Here is an 18,203-nt window from a genome sequence, read left to right on the forward strand (position 1 = left end):
GCGCGAGAATGGAGGGGATGCCCACCACTGCCCGACCCGTCATCGCGATCGTCGGCGGCGGACCCCGCGGGGTCTCGCTGCTCGAGCGGATCGGCGCGAACCTCCCTCGCGGCGCCGCGCTCGACGTGCACCTCATCGACGACACGCAGATCGGAGCCGGCCGGATCTGGCGCACCGACCAGCCGCGCGAGCTGTGCATGAACACGCTCGCCGACGCCGTGACGCTCTTCACGGACGACGCCGCGAGCATCGCCGGCCCGATCCGCCCCGGCCCGACCCTCTACGAGTGGTGCCAGCTCGTCCGGCACGGCGCTCACGGCGGCGCGGATGCCGTCGTCTCGCGCATCCCTGAGGCGCACGCCGCCGCCTTCGCCCGTGTGCCGGTCCGTCCCGGCCTCGCGGATGAGTACGGCGCCGAGCTGCGCGCGCAGCGCCCGGAGTCGCATCCGTCGCGCGCCCTCTACGGCGAGTACATCGCGTGGTGCCTCGCGCATGCGAAGGCGACCCTCCCCGCGGGCGTGCGCGTCCACGAGCACGTCGCCCGCGTGGTCGGCGCCCGGCGTCACGACGGGCGCGACATCCTCGACCTCGGCGATCGGGAGATCGCGGCCGACGCGGTCGTCGCGGCGACCGGATGGCTCGAGCGCACGGTGACCGCCGAGGAACGCAGGATCCTCGGTGCGGTCGACGCGCACCCCTCCCTCATCTGGGTCCGCCCCGACTCGCCCGCCGATCAGTCCCTCGACAGGGTGCCCGACCGCGCCGAGGCGATCGTGCGGGGGCTCGGCATGGGCTTCTTCGACGCCATGGCCCTGCTGAGCGTCGGGCGCGGCGGGCGCTTCGCCGACGACGCCGGCGCTCCGGGCGGCCTCCGATACGAGCCGTCGGGGCGCGAGCCCCTGCTCCACGTGACGTCGCGGCGCGGGGTGCCGTTCCGCGCGAAGACGCTGTACGGCTCCCTCCCGCCGCGGGCTCCTCAGCACCACCTCCGCGCCGTCGACTGGACGGCTGTCCCCCGCCCCATCGACTTCGACGGACGTGTGTGGCCGCTCATCCTGCGCGACGCGTTCGCCGACTACCACACGACGCTCGCGCGCGTGAAGCCGGAGGCCGTGGATCTCCGCGCGGCCCTCGACGCCATCCGCTCCGCTCCGCTCGAGGCGACGGGCGCCGCGACCCGCGAGCGGATCGCCGTGCTCGCCGACGCGGTCTCCCCGTTCGTCGCCGATCCGGACGATCGGCTCGACCTGGCGGCGGCCATCCTGCCGGGCGAGGGCGCCACGTGGGCGTCGCCTGCGGAGTACGCGTCCTGGGTCGAGCGGTTCGTCCTCGACGACCTCGCCGAGGCCGAGCGCGGCCTCGACAGCCCGCTCAAGGCGGCGCTGTGGTCGATCGCGTCCGCCCGCGGCGTGGTGAGCCGCATCGGCGCGTTCGGCGGCTTCGACGCGGAGTCCCGCGCCGCGGGGTTCCGAGCCCTGATGACGGTCGGCGGGATGGTCGGATCGGGGCCGCCCGCGTTCCGCAGCCGGCAGCTGCTCGCCCTCATGCGCGCGGGCATCGTGCGCTTCATCGGCCCGGGCGCCGCTGTGACGTCCGCCGACGGCGCGTTCCACGCATCCTCGCCCGCGGTCTCCGGCTCCGGGGTCTCGGCCCCCGTGCTCGTGGACGCGTGGATGCACGCCCACGACGTGGCGGAGACCGCGGACCCGCTCGTCCGCTCGCTCGCGGCGGACGGCAGGGTCCGCCCGTTCGAGGCGCCGTCCCGGGCGTCGGGCGGCGTGGCGACCGGCGGATTCGACATCGAGCCCGCCACGGGGCGCCTCGTGCACGCCGACGGCACCGTCGACCCGTCGTTCCACGTGGCCGGCATCCCGATCGACGAGACCATGCACGACGCGATCATCAGCCCGATGCCGCGCACCGACCCCACCATGCTGCGCGAGACCGATCGCGTCGCACGGTCCCTCATCGCCGCGGCCGCGGCATCCGACCACGGGAGCACGACATGACCGAGAACCGACCCGTCGCGATCGTCACGGGAGCCACCGGCGGGATGGGCACCGAGATCGTGCGCGACCTCGTCCGCACGCACCGCGTCATCGCACTCGGACGCCGCGAGGACGCGCTCGCGGCGCTCGCGGCCGAGACCCACGCCGAGCCCCGCCGCCTGGACGTCACCGACCGCGACGCGCTCGCCGCTCTCTCTTCCGACCTCGACCGCGTCGATGTCCTCGTGCACGCCGCCGCGGTGGGCGACCACATCTCGGTCGAGGACGCGACGGAGGACGACTGGCTGCGGATGCTGTCGACGAACGTCGTGGGGCCCGCGCTCCTCACGCGCGCTCTGCTGCCCCAGCTGCGCGCGAGCGCGGCGACCGTCGTGTTCATCGGCTCGGGAGCAGGTACGCGGCCGGTGCCCGGCAGTGCGGTGTACACGGCGTCGAAGCACGCCCTCCGAGCCGTCGCCGACGTGCTGCGCCTCGACGAGGAGAGGCACCGCATGCGCGTCGTCACGATCGCACCCGGCCAGACCGACACGCCCATGCTGCGCGCCGGGATCCCCGCCGAGAGCTACACCGCCGAGCGGTACATCCGCCCCGCGACCGTCGCGGCGTCGGTCCGCTACGTCGTCGACCTGCCCGCCGACGCGCACATCACGGATGTGGCGCTGCGCCCGCGCCAGGAGATCGCACGCCTGTGAACGCGGAATGGGAGAAGCGGGTCGCGGCCGTCTGGGCCGACGACGACGAATCCACCCTCGTCGAGCGGATGGCCGCGGTCGCGGCGGATGCGCCGCATCCCGCGCTCGCGGCGTTCGAGCTGGGCGGCGCGCACGACAGCGTCGGCCGCGAGGCGGAGGCCCTCGAGCTCTACGAGCGGGCTGCCGCCGCGGGGATCGCGGACCTCGACCCCGATCGGGCCGCGCAGCTCGCGATCCAGCGCGCATCGACGCTGCGCAACCTCGGCCGCGCCGACGACGCGATCGCCCTCCTCGAGGCCGCGCCTGCTCACCCCGCGACAGGTGCCGCGCGGGAGGTGTTCCTCGCCCTCGCGCTGCACAGCGCGGGCCGCGACGCGGAGGCGCTGCGGACGGCGATCGAGGCGCTCGTCCCGTCGCTGCCGCGCTACCGCCGCTCGGCGGCAGCGTATGCGCGGGAGCTCACGGGCGAGTGAGCGGCCTCATGCGGAGACGATCCGCCAGCGTGCGCTGATCTTCGGGAAGCGGTTCCTCGTCGCGCGGAGCAGCCCGAGCAGTCCGCTGCGGTTCGCCCCGAAGTCGTTCGCACCGAGCACATCGAGGATACGCAGGATGTCGGCGGTGTGCACGAGCTGGTCGTTCACGAGCCGCGTCACGGCGCCGTTCGCGTCGGTGGCCCACAGGGCGTCGCCGCCATGGTCGCACACGAACGACAGCAGGGCCCGGCAGCGCAGCGCGGGCAGGAGCTCGCGCGGATGCGGCTCCTCGTCGCCACCGCTGCGGAATCCCCCGTCCTCGTCGCCGTGCGTCATGACGACGAGGAGCTCGGCAGGCTCGGCGAGAGCCTGGACGAACTGGTCGACGTCATCGCAGGCGACGAACTCGAGGCGTGACGATGCGCGCAGCGGCCGCACCGCCTCGCGGACCTTCCCGGTGCTGTCGTCGTGATCGAACACCACCATCCGGATGGGCGCGTGGGCTCTCGTGGCGATGCTCATCTGCCCATCGTGTCAGGTCGGCGCGCGGCGCGCGTGCGCGAACGAGCGCCCCGGCCGGTTGGGGGTGGTCCGGCCGGGGCGCCCTTCTCTCTCCCACGGATTCCTCTCCCGAGAATCCGAGCACGGGCTCCTCTCCCAAAGAGCCCGAGTCCGAGGCGGCGAGTCAGAACTCGAAGCCGCCGAAATCTCCTCCGAAATCTCCGAAGCCGCCGATGTCGGCGGCGCCGCCGTCGGCAGCCGCATCGGCGCCATCCGCGCCGCCGGCGTCCGACGCGGCCTCGCCGCCCGAGGCGTCCTCCCCGCCGGCGAAGGACGGCGCGAGGAAGGCGCTCACGAGCGCCGAGCCGACGACGTAGCCGGCGACCGTCCCGAGCAGGGATCCGCCGACGATCGTCCCGAGTCCCGGGCCCTGACGGCCGCCGCCCAGCGTGCGCTCCATCGTGCCCGGGTTGAGGTACTCGGCCCGCGTGGCGGCCCGTGCCATCGTCGCGGGATCCGCATTCGCAGGGCGCTCCTGCGGGGGCAGGGTCTGCGACAGATCCGCCAGGACCTGCTGCCGCTGAGCCTCGGTGAGCCGGCCGAACGCCTCGGCGTGCACCTGCTCGATCGTCTCGGGCGGGGCCGTGCGGAGGAGGTAGCGGTAGCGCTCGACGGCGATCTCGTCCTCGCTCCGGCCTGCGGCGCCCGGCGGAGGCGGAGTGGTGTCCGTCGTGTACGAGCGCGAGGCGGGCCGCCCGTCGGCGTCGATCGTGCCGAAGGCGGTCGTCTGCGGAGGCGGGGTCTGCGCGTAGCTGCGCGTGCGATCCTGATCGACGGAGGTCGAGGAGCGCTCGTCGCCCATGACGTCGCGCGCAGCCTGCCTGATGCGGTCGAGGAATCCCATGATCAACCTCCTGTCGGGGTTCGTGATCCGAAGATAGCGCCCCTGGCTCCGTGCCGCGTGTCCCTTCTCTATGCGTCCGCTGTGCGCTCTCGCGGGCCGTGCCCTTGTCCTCCCCCGCCGGCGGCGGTACGGTGACCGCGTCCACCGCCACCCGCTGTGAAAGGACCGCCATGCCCCACGGAGACATCACCCACATCGACATCCCGGTGTCCGACCTCGATCGCGCCGCGGCGTTCTACGGAGAGCTGTTCGGATGGGAGATCTCGGCGCCTCCGGGCTTCGAGGAGTACCCCATGTGGCAGGCGCCGAACAAGATCTCGGGCGGAGGGCTCGCGCCGCGCAGCGCGGACTTCACGCAGCCGCGCTCATACGTCGAGGTCGACTCGATCGACGACGTGCTGGCGAAGGCGCAGGCCGCCGGCGCGACGGTCGTCATGGAGAAGACGCCGATCACCGAGACGAGCTGGTGGGCCGTCTTCCGCGATCCGGACGGCAACGACATCGGACTCTTCGAGGGCGTCGTCGGCATGTAGCCGGCGCGCACGACGAAGGGCCGGCTCCCGAAGGAGCCGGCCCTTTGCCGTGTGATCGCAGCGTCAGCGGACCAGATCCGCCGCGTCAGCGGGATTCAGCGACCGGAGAGCTTCTCGCGCAGAGCGGCGAGAGCCTCGTCGTCGGCGAGCGTGCCGGCGCCGGTCGACTCGCTCGAGAAGGTCGGCGCGCCGAACTCCTCGCCGGCCTCGGCCTCGGCCTCGAGGGCCTTGGCGACCTGGGCCTTGTGCGACTCCCAGCGAGCCTGGGCGGCAGCGTACTCCTGCTCCCACTTCTCGCGGGCCTCGTCGAAGCCCTCGAGCCACTGGCCGCTCTCGGGGTCGAAGCCCTCGGGGTACTTGTACTCGCCGTTCTCGTCGTACTCGGTGGCCATGCCGTACAGCGCCGGGTCGAACTCGGTGCCGTTGGGGTCGACGAGGTCGTTCGCCTGCTTGAGCGAGAGCGAGATGCGACGGCGGTCGAGGTCGATGTCGATGACGCGGACGAAGACCTCCTCGCCGACCGAGACGACCTGCTCGGCGAGCTCGACGTGCTTGTTCGAGAGCTCCGAGATGTGGACGAGGCCCTCGATGCCGTCCGCGACGCGGACGAACGCACCGAACGGCACGAGCTTCGTGACCTTGCCCGGCGTGATCTGGCCGATCGCGTGGGTGCGGGCGAAGACCTGCCAGGGGTCCTCCTGCGTCGCCTTGAGCGAGAGCGAGACGCGCTCGCGGTCGAGGTCGACCTCGAGGATCTCGACGGTGACCTCCTGGCCGACCTCGACGACCTCGGAGGCGTGCTCGATGTGCTTCCACGACAGCTCCGAGACGTGCACGAGGCCGTCCACGCCGCCGAGGTCGACGAACGCACCGAAGTTGACGATCGACGAGACGACGCCCTTGCGGACCTGGCCCTTGTGCAGGTTGTTGAGGAACTGCGTGCGCGTGGCCGACTGCGTCTCCTCGAGGAGCGCGCGGCGCGAGAGCACGACGTTGTTGCGGTTCTTGTCGAGCTCGAGGATCTTCGCCTCGATCTCCTGGCCGAGGTACGGCGTCAGGTCGCGCACGCGGCGGAGCTCGATGAGCGACGCGGGGAGGAAGCCGCGCAGCCCGATGTCGACGATGAGACCACCCTTGACGACCTCGATGACCGTGCCGGTGACGACGCCGTCGTTCTCCTTGATCTTCTCCACGTCGCCCCACGCGCGCTCGTACTGCGCACGCTTCTTCGACAGGATCAGACGGCCTTCCTTGTCCTCCTTCTGGAGGACGAGGGCCTCGACGTGGTCGCCGACGCTGACGACCTCGTTGGGGTCGACGTCGTGCTTGATGGAAAGCTCGCGCGAGGGGATGACGCCCTCGGTCTTGTAGCCGACATCGAGGAGGACCTCGTCGCGGTCGATCTTGACGATCGTGCCGTCGATGATGTCGCCGTCGTTGAAGAACTTGAGCGTCTTCTCGACCGCGGCCAGGAAGTCCTCAGCAGAGCCGATGTCGTTGATCGCGACCTGCTTGGTGGCCGGGGCGGTCGTTGCGTTAGTCATGTAGTGGGTTGTCCTTGTTGAGGGATGATCGGGCCTCGCGACTCGGATGCCATGGGCCTGCTGGCCGACGCACGGCACCCCGGATGAGCCGAGGCAGTGGATTGGATTGTGCTGTCCCACGCTACGCGGCACTCGGCGGCACGCCAAGAGCGCGCACGCGCGCGACAGTCAAGGTTATCAGATCGCGATGTCCGCGGCCACGCGGCTACGATGACCTGCGCGGCCGACCGGGCCGCACGCGCCGGCGCCGGGCCGGTGCGCCGCGACGGCCGATCGGGATCCCGATGACATTCCTCCGCCTCCCCCTCCTCGCCTGGATCGTCATCGCGATCGCGCTGGGCATCCTCACCGGGCCCGTCATGCCGGAGTGGCTCGGCAACGTCTTCCTCACCTACAACTCGGTCTTCTCGGGCCTGCTCGGATTCTCGGTCCCGCTCATCATCGTCGGGCTCGTGACGCCCGCGATCGCCGAGCTCGGACGCGGCGCCGGCCGGTGGCTCGGGCTGACGGCGGCGATCGCGTACGCGTCGACCATCCTCGCCGGCCTCCTCGCCTACGCCGCCAGCCGGTGGCTCCTCACCCCGGTGATGAGCGACCGGAGTCTCGAGGCGCTCACCGAGGGCGGCGGCTCCGGGCTCACCCCGTACTTCACGGTCGCGTCCGCCCCGAGCGGTTCGGCGACCGAGATCGTGCTGCCGCCCGCACTCGACGTCATGACCGCGCTCGTGCTCGCGTTCGTCGTCGGCATCGGACTCACGGCCATCCGCGGATCGGTCGTCCTCAAGGCGGCCGTCGAGTTCCGCACGATCATCGAGTCGCTCATCCGCCACGTCATCGTGCCGGCGCTCCCCCTCTACATCTTCGGCATCTTCATGGACCTCGCCAAGAGCGGCGAGGCCGCCGATGTGGTGAGCCGGTTCCTGGTGGTCGCGGCCATCTCGTTCGGGCTCACGCTCGTCGTGCTCCTTCTCCAGTACGCGGCCGCGGGCGCGATCGCGGGCGTCAACCCGCTCAAGGCCCTCTGGAACATGCGCGACGCCTACGGCACGGCGCTCGGCACCTCGTCATCGGCCGCAACCATCCCGGTCACGCTCGAGTCGGTCAAGCGCAATCGCGTGAGCGACGCGGTCGCGGGGTTCGTCGTGCCGCTGTGCGCGACCATCCACCTCTCGGGCTCGATGGTGAAGATCACCTGCTTCTCGATCGCGATCCTGCTCATCACGGGCGGGCCGGTCGAGCTCGGGTCCTACCTGCCGTTCCTCCTCATGCTCGGCGTCATGATGATCGCGGCGCCCGGCGTCCCCGGCGGCGCGATCGCCGCGGCCGCCGGTCTGCTCACGAGCATGCTCGGCTTCGGCGAGACCGAGGTCGGCCTCATGTTCGCGCTGTACATCGCACTCGACAGCTTCGGCACGGCGACGAACGTGACCGGCGACGGCGCGATCGCACTCGTCATCAACAGGCTCGCGCGGGGCAGGATCGGCGAGGACTCGGAGCAGCAGGACGCCGTCCGCACCTGACCGGCGAGGGGCGCGCGCTCGGCGCGCCCGAGGATGTCCGACCCCTCGCGCACAATGCCGGTATGGACATCCTCCTCGTCATCGCCATCGCCGTGATCGCCGCGGCCCTCGCCGGGGCGCTCGGCTTCGTCGTCGGCCGCCAGCGCGGGAGCGCGGCAGACGCCGAGCAGCGCGCGGAGCTCGGCGCCGCCCGCCTGCAGATCGCGAGCCTGCAGCGCGACGTCGCGTCGGCGCGCGCGGAGACCGCGGCGCGCGTCGCGGAGGAGCGCACGCGCGCAGCCGAGCGGGTCGACGAGCTGCGCGCCGACCAGAAGCGCCTCGCCGACGAGTTCGACGCGCTCAGCCGGCGCGCGCTCGAGGCCAACACGCGGAGCTTCCTCGCGCAGGCCGAGGAGCGCCTCACGCGCAGCCAGAGCGAGGGCGCGGCCGAGCTGCGCCGACGGCAGGAGGCGGTCGAGCGGCTCATCGCCCCCATCCGCGAGACGCTCGACACCGTCAAGACCGAGGTGTCGACCGCCGAGAGGGCGCGGCTCGAGGCGAACGCCGCTCTCGCGGAGCAGCTCGCGCACATGCGGCGCTCGTCGGAGGCGCTCGGCTCGGAGACCCGCAACCTCGTGAACGCGCTGCGCGCTCCTCAGGTGCGCGGGCGGTGGGGCGAGCTCCAGCTGCGGCGGGTCGTGGAGGCCGCCGGCATGCTCAACCACGTCGACTTCGCCGAGCAGTCCCACCATGTCACCGACGACGGAGCGCTCCGGCCCGACCTCGTCATCCACCTCGCGGGCGACAAGCGCGTCGTCGTCGACTCCAAGGTCGCGTTCAGCGGCTACCTCGAGGCCATGGAGGCGACCGACGACGCGGTGCGCGCGCAGCGACTGCAGGCTCACGCCCGCCACCTCCGCAAGCACATCGACGACCTCGGCGCGAAGGAGTACTGGGATGCGGTGGCCGGGTCGCCCGAGTTCGTCGTGATGTTCGTCCCCGCCGAGCCCTTCCTCGCCGCCGCCCTCGACGAGGACGCGACACTGTACGAGTACGCGTTCGAGCGCAACGTCGTGATCGCGACTCCCTCGACGCTCGTCGCCCTGCTGCGCACGGTGGGTCACGCGTGGCGACAGGACCAGCTCGCGCAGGAGGCGCAGCAGATCTTCCTCGTCGGCAAGGAGCTGCACAAGCGCCTCGGCACGCTCGGCGCGCACCTCGCGACGCTCGGGAAGCGCCTGAACGCCACCGTCGAGGCGTACAACCGCTTCGCCGGATCGCTCGACCGGAACGTCGTGACCCAGGCGCGCCGCTTCAGCGCCCTGCAGGGCCTCGACGAGGTCCTGACGGAGACGGCGCCTGTCGAGGCGCTCGCGATCGCGCCGCAGAAGGCCGACCTCTACGCCGACGAGCCGACGGCGTCGTTCGCGCCCGAGGCGATCGCGCAGGTGCGCGAGGAGCGCCTCTGACCGCCCCTCTTGACGACGCCCATGGGCGTCGCTAGCTTTCGAGAAACCGGTTACTGCACGATGACGTGCCCGGTGCGCCTGCACCGCCGGTCCCTCGAAGGAGAGCGAACATGCCCTGGAGACATCCTCGACGACACCCCTCCCCGATCGCCGTCGGCGTCCTCGCGACCGCCGTCGGCGCATCCCTCCTCGCGGCGCCCGCGCACGCCCAGCCGAGCGCCGCCCCCGCAGCGGAGGGCGCGCCGGCGCCTGCGGTCCCCGTGGAGCGGCAGACGCTTCCCGCGGGCGACGGATGGGCCTCCCTCGACGGCGGGACGACCGGCGGGGCCGACGCGCCGGCCGACCGCGTGATCGACGTCCGCACCCGCGACGAGCTCGTCGCGGCCGTTGCGGGCGACGAGCCCAAGATCGTCCGGGTCGTCGCGGACATCGACGCGAACACCCGCGCCGACGGCACGCGGATCGCGTGCGAGGAGTACGCACGAGACGGCTACTCGCTCGACGCGTACCTGGCGGCATACGACCCCGCGGTGTGGAGCGGCCCTGCGAAGGGGGCGCTGGAAGACGCGCGCAAGGCGTCGCAGGCAGTGCAGCGCGCGCAGATCGAGGCGCGCATCGGCTCGAACACGACGGTCATCGGCGTGGGCGACGTCGCGCTCACGGGATTCACCTTCCAGGTGTCGGGTGTCGACGACGTGATCATCCGGAACCTCCGCATCTCCGACGCCTACGACTGCTTCCCGACGTGGAACGGCGAGACCTGGAAGACCGAATGGGACAACCTCGTCGTCTCGGGATCGACGCACGTCTGGCTCGACCACCTCACCCTCGACGACGGCGACACGGTCGACGCCGATCAGCCGGTCTACTTCGGCGAGCGCTTCCTGCGGCACGACGGCCTGCTCGACGTCGTCCGCGCGGCCGACCTCGTCACGATCTCGTGGAGCCGGATGCAGGGGCACGACAAGTCGCTCCTCTGGGGCAACGGCGACGATCGCATCACCGACCGCGGCGCGCTGCGGGTCACGCTGCACCACAACGAGCTCGTCGACCTCAACCAGCGCGCTCCCCGCGTGCGCTTCGGGCAGGCGCACGTGTACGACAACACCTACCGGGTGACCGACCCCGGCCACTACATCTACTCGTGGGGCGTCGGCGTCGAATCGAGCATCATCGCGCGCGAGAACACCTTCGAGCTCGCCGAGGGAGTGACCCCCGACCGGATCATCGGCCACTTCGGCGGCACCGGCATCGACGCCGCGGGCACCTGGGTGAACGGCGCGGAGGTCGACGTGCTCGCGGCCTACAACGCGGCGAACCCGGATCTGCCCCTCGCGGGCGCCGTGACCGGGACCGCCGGCCCGCATGGCCCGATCCAGCCCGCGGAGGTCGCGGCCCGCGCGGTCGCCGAGGGGGCCGGCTCCGGCGTCCTCGAGACCTGGCGCGACCCGCTCGACCCTGCGCATGCGGGAGCGGATCTGCTCGCCGTGATCGGCGCGCCCGCCGATGCGACCGCCGACGGGCCGGTGTGGGCGCCCACGGCGACCGGCTTCGCCTCGCTCCCGTCGCCCGAGCGGCCGCAGGGCACGACGGGCGGAGCGGGCGGCGCGACCGTGACCGTGCGCACGGCCGACGAGCTCACCCGGCACGCGGCCGCGCGCCATCCGCTCGTCATCCTCGTCGAGGGCGCCATCGAGGTCCCGTTCGGCGAGATGATCGAGGTCGCCGACGACAAGACGATCGCGGGAGCCGACGCCGATGCCGCGCTCGTCGGCGGCGGCCTCCTCCTCAGGGGCTCGTCCAACGTCATCGTGCGGAACCTCTCCTTCCGCGACTCGTACGTCCCCGGCGACTGGGACGGCAAGTCCCGCGAGAACGACAACGACGGCGTCCGGATGGATGCCGCGACGCACGTGTGGATCGACCACAACGACTTCGCGCGCCTCGGCGACGGCCTCGTCGACGTGCGGAAGGGGTCGACGGCGGTGACGCTGTCGTGGAACACGTTCTCCGACCACAACAAGACGGTAGGGATCGGATGGTCCGAGGAGGTCGCGACGGAGATCACGCTGCACCACAACCGCTTCTCGAACACCTACCAGCGCAACGCGAGCATCGGCGGGGCATCCGCCGCGCACGCGTACAACAACCATCTCGAGGGCACGGGGAGCTACGGCATGCTCGCGCGCGAGGGATCGCAGGTGGTCGTCGAGCAGAGCTACTTCGAGAACGGCGAGGACCCCATCGTGGCCTACGGCGACGGCTCGGCCGTGGACTCCCGGGACAACGTGTTCACGGGCACCCGCGGTCGACGCGACGACACGGGCGCGACGTTCGAGCCCGCCGATCGCTACGCGTACCACCCCGACCCCGCCCGGGAGATCCCCGCGATCCTCGCCGCGCATGCGGGCTCGCTCGGCGACGAGGAGGCCGTCGGCGACTCGGTCACGGTCGCGCTCGACGGCACGGGCGACTTCGCGAGCGTGAGCGCTGCCGTCGGCGCCGCCGCACGCGCGGATCATCCCGTCGAGGTCGTCGTGCAGCCCGGCGTGTACCGCGAGGTCGTCCGGATCTGGCCGGACGCCGACGGGCTCACGATCCGCGGCGCGACGGGCATCGCCGAGGACGTCGTGATCACGTACGATCTCGCGGCCGGGCAGCAGAAGTTCTACGGCGGCACGCAGGGGCACACCGGCTCGCCCACCGTCTCCGCGATGGCCGACGATGTGACGCTCGCTGACCTCACGATCGAGAACGCCTACGACGAGGCCGCGAAGGGGCAGAGCCAGGCGCTTGCGCTGCGCACGGTGGGCGACCGCACGGTGCTCGACGGCGTGCGCCTGCTCGGCAACCAGGACACGTTCCTCGCCGACACCCCGCACATCACGCAGACCTCGCGCGTGTACGTGACCGACTCCTACATCGAGGGCGACGTGGACTTCATCTACGGACGCGCCACGGCCGTGTTCGAGGACAGCCGGATCCACTCCCTCGACCGCGGCCAGACCGTGAACGGCTACGTCGCGGCGCCTTCGACCGCGGCGGGGGTCGCGGGCTTCCTCTTCCAGGGCAGCCGGTTCACGTCCGACGCGGCCGCCGGCACGGTGTTCCTCGGTCGGCCGTGGCACCCGAGCAGCAACCCCGACGTCGACCCGTCGATGGTCGTCCGCAACTCGCACCTCGGTGCGCACATCTCCACGCCGGCGTGGACGGACATGAGCGGATGGCGGTGGCAGGACGATCGGTTCGCCGAGTACCGGAACCGGGGCGACGGGGCCGCCGTCGCGGGCGCCGACGGACGACCGCAGCTGACGAAGGAGCAGGCTCGCGAGCACACGCGGGAGGCGTACCTGCAGGGCGACGACGGCTGGAGCCCCTGGCTCTGAGCGCGGGTCGGCGGTGCGGGAGCGTCCGACGACGCTCCCGCACCGCCTGGCGCATGCACGATGATGGAGGGACACCGCGCACGGCGCCGCCGTCCGCCCAGCCATCGAGGAGGCGCTCGTGACCGACGACAGCACGCCCGACATCCCTCCGGCTCCCGCGTCGCCTCCCCCGCAGCCGCCGTCGGCAGCGCCGACACCGCCCCCGGCTCCGATCCCGCCGTACGCGGCGCCGCCCGCACCGCCCTACGGCGCTCAGCCCTACGGCGCTCAGCCGGCTCCGCCCTACGGCGCACAGCCGGCTCCGCCCTACGGCGCTCCGCCCTACGGCGCTCCGCCCTACGGCGCTCAGCCCGCACCGCCCTATGGCGCTCCGCCCGCACCGCCCTACGGCTCGCCTTACGCCGCCTACGGAGCGCCCCCATCCGCCCCGGGTCCCCGACCCGGCATGGCCCTCGCGATCACCGCGATCGTGCTCGCGGGCGTCGGCTTCGTCTTCGCCCTCATCCCCGTCGTGACCGGCCTGTCGTGGCTGTTCCTCATCGCCGCGATCGTCGTGGCGATCGTCGCCCTCGTCCGCAGGGCGGAGGGCAGGGGCCTCAGCATCGCCGCGATCGTCGTCGCGGTCGCGGGCGGGATCGCGTCGATCGTCGTCCTCGTCGTGTCGGTCTTCGCCGCCGTGGGCTCGTTCATCTCGTCCCCGCCGGCACTCGGCCCGACCGATCTGTACGAGCCGCCCGCCGAGTCGATCACCGTCGACATCGAGACGACCGAGACCGCCTTCGGCCGTCTGCGGGGCGACGACGACTACTGGTGGTACGTCGCGGTGCTCGAGGTGCCGCAGAGCGACGTCGCATACGAGTACGCGTTCCTCGACGTCGAGGCGCGCACGGCCGACGGCGACGTGCTCGACGCCGGCTCGACGCCGCGCACTCTGCTGCCGGGCACAACCGTCGTGACGGGATACTTCGAGGCCGCCGATGAGGAGATCGACGGCATCGAGGTGATCGACCCGGTCGTCGAGGAGTACGACGAGGCGCCCATCGAGGAGTACGGTCCCCTCGTCGTCGGCGAGCTGACCGAGGTGTCCGACGAGTACTCGACGGCCGTCGAGGGCGTCGTGACCGCGGAGGGCACGGCCGACATCGACCTCGCCGAGGTGATCGTCCTCGCGCGGGACGCCGACGGTGCGATCTTCGAGGTCACGACGGCTTACCCCGACGCGGCCGTCACCGCCGACGAGGGCGCTCCGTTCGAGGCGCTCTTCACCGAGGTGCACCCCGAGGGCACCACCTACGAGGCGTACGCCGCCGCCTTCTGATCCGCCAAGGAGAACCCATGACGCCCATCGGCGCATCCCCCGACGTCCTCGTCGTCGGAGAGGCCCTCGTCGACATCGTGCACCGCGGCGACGGGAGCGTCGACGAGAAGCCGGGCGGGAGCCCCGCGAACGTCGCGATCACCCTGGGACGCCTCGGCCGCCGCCCTCGTCTCCTCACGCACGTGGGCGACGACGACCGCGGCCGCCTCGTGCGCGCGTGGCTCGAGGACTCCGGCGTCGAGGTGACCGGACGCGCGGCCGCACGGACGTCCACCGCGACGGCCGTCCTCGATGCGACCGGCGCCGCGCGCTACGCGTTCGCGATCGAGTGGGATGTCGACGCCGCGGGCGCGGACATCCCGGGCGCCGTCCACGTCGGATCGATCGCGACGACGCTCGCCCCCGGCGCCGACGCCGTGCTCGCTCTCGTCGAGCGCGCACGCGGCCGCGCGCTGGTGACGTTCGACCCGAACATCCGCCCGAGCCTCGTGACGGACGCAGACGACGTCCGCCGCCGCGTCCGCGCGCTCATCGAGCACGCGGACGCGGTGAAGGCGAGTGACGAGGATGTCGCCTGGCTGCATCCCGGAGCCGACCTCGAGGAGGTCGCACGTGCCTGGGTCGCCGCGGGACCCGCGCTCGTCGTGATCACCTCCGGGGTCGAGGGAGCGCTCGCGGCGACCGCGAGCGGGGTCGTGCGGGTCCCCGCGCCGCGCGTCGACGTGGTCGACACCGTCGGAGCCGGAGACACCTTCATGGGCGCACTCGTCGACGGCCTGCTCGATGCGGGCGCGTCCGGGTCGCGCGCGCGAGAGACGGTCGCCGCGCTCGACAGCGCGCGCCTGACGTCCCTCCTGCGGCGCAGCGCCGACGCCGCCGCGGTGACGGTGTCGCGCCCCGGCGCCGACCCGCCGACGCGCGCCGAGCTCGACGCCCGCGGCTGATCACCCCTCGGGCAGCGCAGCGGCCTTCGCGCGCAGCACGTCGCGCTCGCGCTCGTTCGCCGTCCGCCGCGCCGCCTCCTCGAGGGCCGCGCGCGCCTCGGCGTTCCGGCCGAGGCGCGCGAGGAGCTCACCGCGGACCGACGGCAGCAGGTGCGAGCCGGCGAGAGCGCCCGACCGGTCGAGCTCGTCGACGATCCGCAGCGCGCTGGCCGGGCCGGTCGCCATCGCGACGGCGACCGCCCGATTCAGCTCGACGACGGGCGAGGGGGCGAGGCGCGCGAGCGCCTCGTAGAGGAGGACGATGCGCTCCCAGTCGGTCGACTCGACGGAGGTCGCGACGTCGTGGCACTCGGCGATCGCCGCCTGGAGAGCGTATGCCCCGCGCCCTCGCCCGAGCGCATCCGCGCGGGCGAGCGCGGCCCTGCCACGGGCGATGAGCTGCCGGTCCCACCGCGTCCGGTCCTGCCGGTCGAGCAGCACCGGCTCGCCGTCGGGGCCGAGTCGCGCGGGGAACCGCGCGGCCGTGAACTCCATGAGGGCGACGAGGCCGTGCACCTCGGGCTCGCGCGGCGCGAGCTCCGCGAGCACGCGGCCGAGTCGGAGCGCCTCGTGCGCGAGATCCGCGCGCAGCCACCGCTCGCCCGAGCTGGCGACGTGCCCCTCGTTGAACACGAGGTAGAGCACGCTCAGCACCGTGCCCATCCGCTCGGCGAACTCCTCCCGCCCCGGCACCTCGAACGGCGCCTTCACCGCGGCGAGCGTCTTCTTCGCGCGCACGATGCGCTGCTGGACGGTCGCGACGGGCAGGAAGAAGGCGCGCGCGATCTCCTCGGTCGTGAGACCGCCGACGACGCGGAGGGTCAGCGCGATCTGCGCCTCGCGCGAGAGCGCGGGATGGCAGGCGATGAACACGAGCCGCAGCACGTCGTCGTCGATCTCGTCGGGATCGTACGGCTCGGTGTCCGCGTCGGCGCTCTCGAGCTCCCGCGCGATCGCCGCGTAGCGCTCGTCGAGCCGCTCGCGCCGCCGCCATCCGTCGATCGCCCGGCGCTTGGCGACCGCGACGAGCCAGGCGCCCGCATTGGCGGGGACCCCGTCGCGCGGCCACTGCTCGAGCGCTGCCGCGAGGGCGTCCTGCGCGAGGTCCTCGGCGGCCGCGAAGTCGCCCGTGAACCGCGTGAGCGTCGCGACGATGCGGGCCGACTCGATCCGCCACACGGCCTCGACGCTCCTGCGCGCGGATGCCGCCGCGCGCGATGCGCGCGCGGCGGCATCCGTCGTGTCGCTCATGGAATCACTCGGTGCCGAGCTGCTCGCGCCACCCGGCCTCCTTCTGGATCCACTCGTTGTCGGCGGGGAAGTCCTCGACGCCGCTGATGCGGCGCACCTCGAGCTTGCTGCCGGGGCCGAGCGGCGCGCGCTTGGCCCACTCGACCGCCTCCTCGATCGTCGGCACGTCGAGGATCCAGAAGCCGTTGAAGAGCTCCTTCGTCTCGCCGTACGGGCCGTCGGTCGCGACCGGCGGCTGGCTCGAGAAGTCGACGACGACGCCCTCTGCGGCGTCCGTGAGCCCCTCGCCGCCGGCGAGGACGCCGGCCTTCATCATCGACTCGTTGTAGGCCCCCATCGCCGCGATGATCTGCTCGAAGGGGATCTCCTTCGACGCGGCGAGAGCCTCGTCGGTGTCGCGCATGATCAGCATGTACTTGCCCATGATGTTCTCCTCGGTCTGGTGCGAAGGCCGCCTCTCGACCCTCTCACTGACGCGTCGAACGAGCCAGACGCAGATCGACATGCGGGCGGAGAAAACTCGAAAAAGATCGGCCGCCGCCCCTCGTGAGGGCGGCGGCCGGGTCGGTCGGGTCAGGAGATCAGCGCGCGGCCGAGCCCTCGACGTAGTCCGAGTCCTGCTGCTTCCATGCGAACAGGGCGCGGAGCTCCTTGCCCGTGGCCTCGATCGGGTGCTGCTGCTCCTTCTCGCGCAGACCGAGGAACTCGGGCGCGCCCGCGTCCTGGTCGTCGATGAAGCGCTTGGCGAACGCGCCCGACTGGATGTCGGCGAGCACGGCCTTCATGTTCTCCTTGACGTGCGCGTCGACGACGCGCGGTCCCGAGACGTAGTCGCCGAACTCGGCCGTGTCCGAGATCGACCAGCGCTGCTTGGCGATGCCGCCCTCCCACATGAGGTCGACGATGAGCTTGAGCTCGTGCAGCACCTCGAAGTAGGCGATCTGCGGCTGGTAGCCGGCCTCGGTGAGCACCTCGAAGCCCGCCTGCACGAGGTGGCTCATGCCGCCGCAGAGGACGGCCTGCTCGCCGAAGAGGTCGGTCTCGGTCTCCTCGGTGAACGTGGTCTTGATGACGCCGGCGCGCGTGCCGCCGATCGCCTTCGCGTACGAGAGGGCGACGTCCCAGGCCTGGCCCGACGCGTCGCGCTCGACCGCGATGATGTCGGGGATGCCGCGGCCGGCCGCGAACTCGCGGCGCACGGTGTGGCCGGGGGCCTTGGGCGCGACGAGGATCACGTCGACGCCCTCGGGAGCGTCGATGTAGCCGAAGCGGATGTTGAAGCCGTGCGCGAACGCGAGCGTCTTGCCCTCGGACAGGTTCGGCGCGATCGACTCGGCGTAGATCGAGCGCTGGTGCTGGTCGGGCGCGAGGATCATGATGAGGTCGGCCCACGCGGTGGCGTCCGCGACGTTCTTGACCTCGAAGCCCTCCTCCTGCGCCTTCTGCGTCGACTTCGACCCGTCCTTCAGCGCGATGACGACCTCGACGCCCGAGTCGCGGAGGTTCTGCGCGTGCGCGTGGCCCTGCGAGCCGTAGCCCACGATCGCGACCTTCTTGTTCTGGATGATCGACAGGTCGGCGTCTGCGTCGTAGAGGATCTCGGTGCTCACTGTATTTCTCTCCTTGGATGGGGTTCGTCGC

Annotated in this window: 15 protein-coding genes; 9 read left to right on the top strand and 6 right to left on the bottom strand. The window is 72.2% G+C overall.

The features are described from left to right. The first annotated feature begins 17 nt into the window (after positions 1-17). The 3 genes from ACOWU6_RS11535 to ACOWU6_RS11545 are packed head-to-tail and all read left to right on the top strand — an operon-like array spanning position 18 to position 3,174. Complete coding sequence (locus ACOWU6_RS11535; RefSeq protein WP_421075756.1) at positions 18-2,009, top strand: FAD/NAD(P)-binding protein; 1,992 nt, start codon at positions 18-20, stop codon at positions 2,007-2,009. Continuing rightward, positions 2,006-2,701, top strand: a complete 696-nt coding sequence (locus ACOWU6_RS11540; protein ID WP_421075757.1) for an SDR family oxidoreductase — start codon at positions 2,006-2,008, stop codon at positions 2,699-2,701. The genes ACOWU6_RS11535 and ACOWU6_RS11540 overlap by 4 nt, the downstream gene beginning before the upstream one ends. After that, positions 2,698-3,174 carry a tetratricopeptide repeat protein gene (locus ACOWU6_RS11545; RefSeq protein ID WP_324011620.1) on the top strand — a complete coding sequence of 159 codons (477 nt, stop codon included), beginning with the start codon at positions 2,698-2,700 and terminating at the stop codon, positions 3,172-3,174. The genes ACOWU6_RS11540 and ACOWU6_RS11545 overlap by 4 nt, the downstream gene beginning before the upstream one ends. A gap of 6 nt (positions 3,175-3,180) precedes the next feature. Here ACOWU6_RS11545 and ACOWU6_RS11550 read toward each other — a convergent pair whose 3' ends face one another. Together ACOWU6_RS11550 and ACOWU6_RS11555 are read right to left on the bottom strand one after the other, a co-directional pair. Further along, positions 3,181-3,696, bottom strand: coding sequence for a hypothetical protein (locus ACOWU6_RS11550; RefSeq protein WP_421075758.1), 516 nt, complete (start codon positions 3,694-3,696; stop codon positions 3,181-3,183). 163 nt (positions 3,697-3,859) lie between these two features. Then, entirely contained in the window at positions 3,860-4,579 is a 720-nt protein-coding gene (locus ACOWU6_RS11555) for a hypothetical protein (protein ID WP_421075759.1), read from the bottom strand. A 170-nt stretch (positions 4,580-4,749) separates the two neighbouring features. On the opposite strand from ACOWU6_RS11555, the gene ACOWU6_RS11560 reads away from it, so the two are divergent. Beyond that, positions 4,750-5,112, top strand: a complete 363-nt coding sequence (locus tag ACOWU6_RS11560; protein WP_271174022.1) for a VOC family protein — start codon at positions 4,750-4,752, stop codon at positions 5,110-5,112. Between the two features lie 95 nt (positions 5,113-5,207). Here ACOWU6_RS11560 and rpsA read toward each other — a convergent pair whose 3' ends face one another. Then, complete coding sequence (rpsA, locus tag ACOWU6_RS11565; protein WP_271174021.1) at positions 5,208-6,656, bottom strand: 30S ribosomal protein S1; 1,449 nt, start codon at positions 6,654-6,656, stop codon at positions 5,208-5,210. 284 nt (positions 6,657-6,940) lie between these two features. Between rpsA and ACOWU6_RS11570 the strand changes: the two genes are divergently transcribed. The 5 genes from ACOWU6_RS11570 (at position 6,941) to ACOWU6_RS11590 (ending at position 15,272) form a co-directional block, all read left to right on the top strand. Continuing rightward, entirely contained in the window at positions 6,941-8,176 is a 1,236-nt protein-coding gene (locus tag ACOWU6_RS11570; RefSeq protein ID WP_421075760.1) for a dicarboxylate/amino acid:cation symporter, read from the top strand. 62 nt (positions 8,177-8,238) lie between these two features. Next, entirely contained in the window at positions 8,239-9,624 is a 1,386-nt protein-coding gene (rmuC, locus tag ACOWU6_RS11575) for a DNA recombination protein RmuC (RefSeq protein WP_421075761.1), read from the top strand. 110 nt (positions 9,625-9,734) lie between these two features. Continuing rightward, positions 9,735-13,010: a pectinesterase family protein gene (locus ACOWU6_RS11580; RefSeq protein WP_421075762.1), complete on the top strand. Its 3,276-nt coding sequence runs from the start codon at positions 9,735-9,737 to the stop codon at positions 13,008-13,010. A 118-nt stretch (positions 13,011-13,128) separates the two neighbouring features. Continuing rightward, complete coding sequence (locus ACOWU6_RS11585; protein WP_421075763.1) at positions 13,129-14,328, top strand: hypothetical protein; 1,200 nt, start codon at positions 13,129-13,131, stop codon at positions 14,326-14,328. A gap of 17 nt (positions 14,329-14,345) precedes the next feature. Continuing rightward, positions 14,346-15,272, top strand: a complete 927-nt coding sequence (locus ACOWU6_RS11590; protein WP_421075764.1) for a carbohydrate kinase family protein — start codon at positions 14,346-14,348, stop codon at positions 15,270-15,272. On the opposite strand, the gene ACOWU6_RS11595 is transcribed toward ACOWU6_RS11590, so the two are convergent. The 3 genes from ACOWU6_RS11595 to ilvC form a co-directional block, all read right to left on the bottom strand. Further along, on the bottom strand, positions 15,273-16,562 hold the full coding sequence (locus ACOWU6_RS11595) for an RNA polymerase sigma factor (protein ID WP_421075765.1): 1,290 nt from the start codon (positions 16,560-16,562) through the stop codon (positions 15,273-15,275). 4 nt (positions 16,563-16,566) lie between these two features. Beyond that, positions 16,567-16,986: a YciI family protein gene (locus ACOWU6_RS11600; RefSeq protein WP_271174014.1), complete on the bottom strand. Its 420-nt coding sequence runs from the start codon at positions 16,984-16,986 to the stop codon at positions 16,567-16,569. Positions 16,987-17,143: 157 nt separating this feature from the next. Next, positions 17,144-18,172, bottom strand: a complete 1,029-nt coding sequence (gene ilvC / locus ACOWU6_RS11605; RefSeq protein WP_271174013.1) for a ketol-acid reductoisomerase — start codon at positions 18,170-18,172, stop codon at positions 17,144-17,146. Positions 18,173-18,203: the final 31 nt, after the last annotated feature.

The sequence above is a fragment of the Microbacterium sp. SA156 genome, assembly GCF_049065455.1.
GTDB lineage: Bacteria > Actinomycetota > Actinomycetes > Actinomycetales > Microbacteriaceae > Microbacterium > Microbacterium barkeri.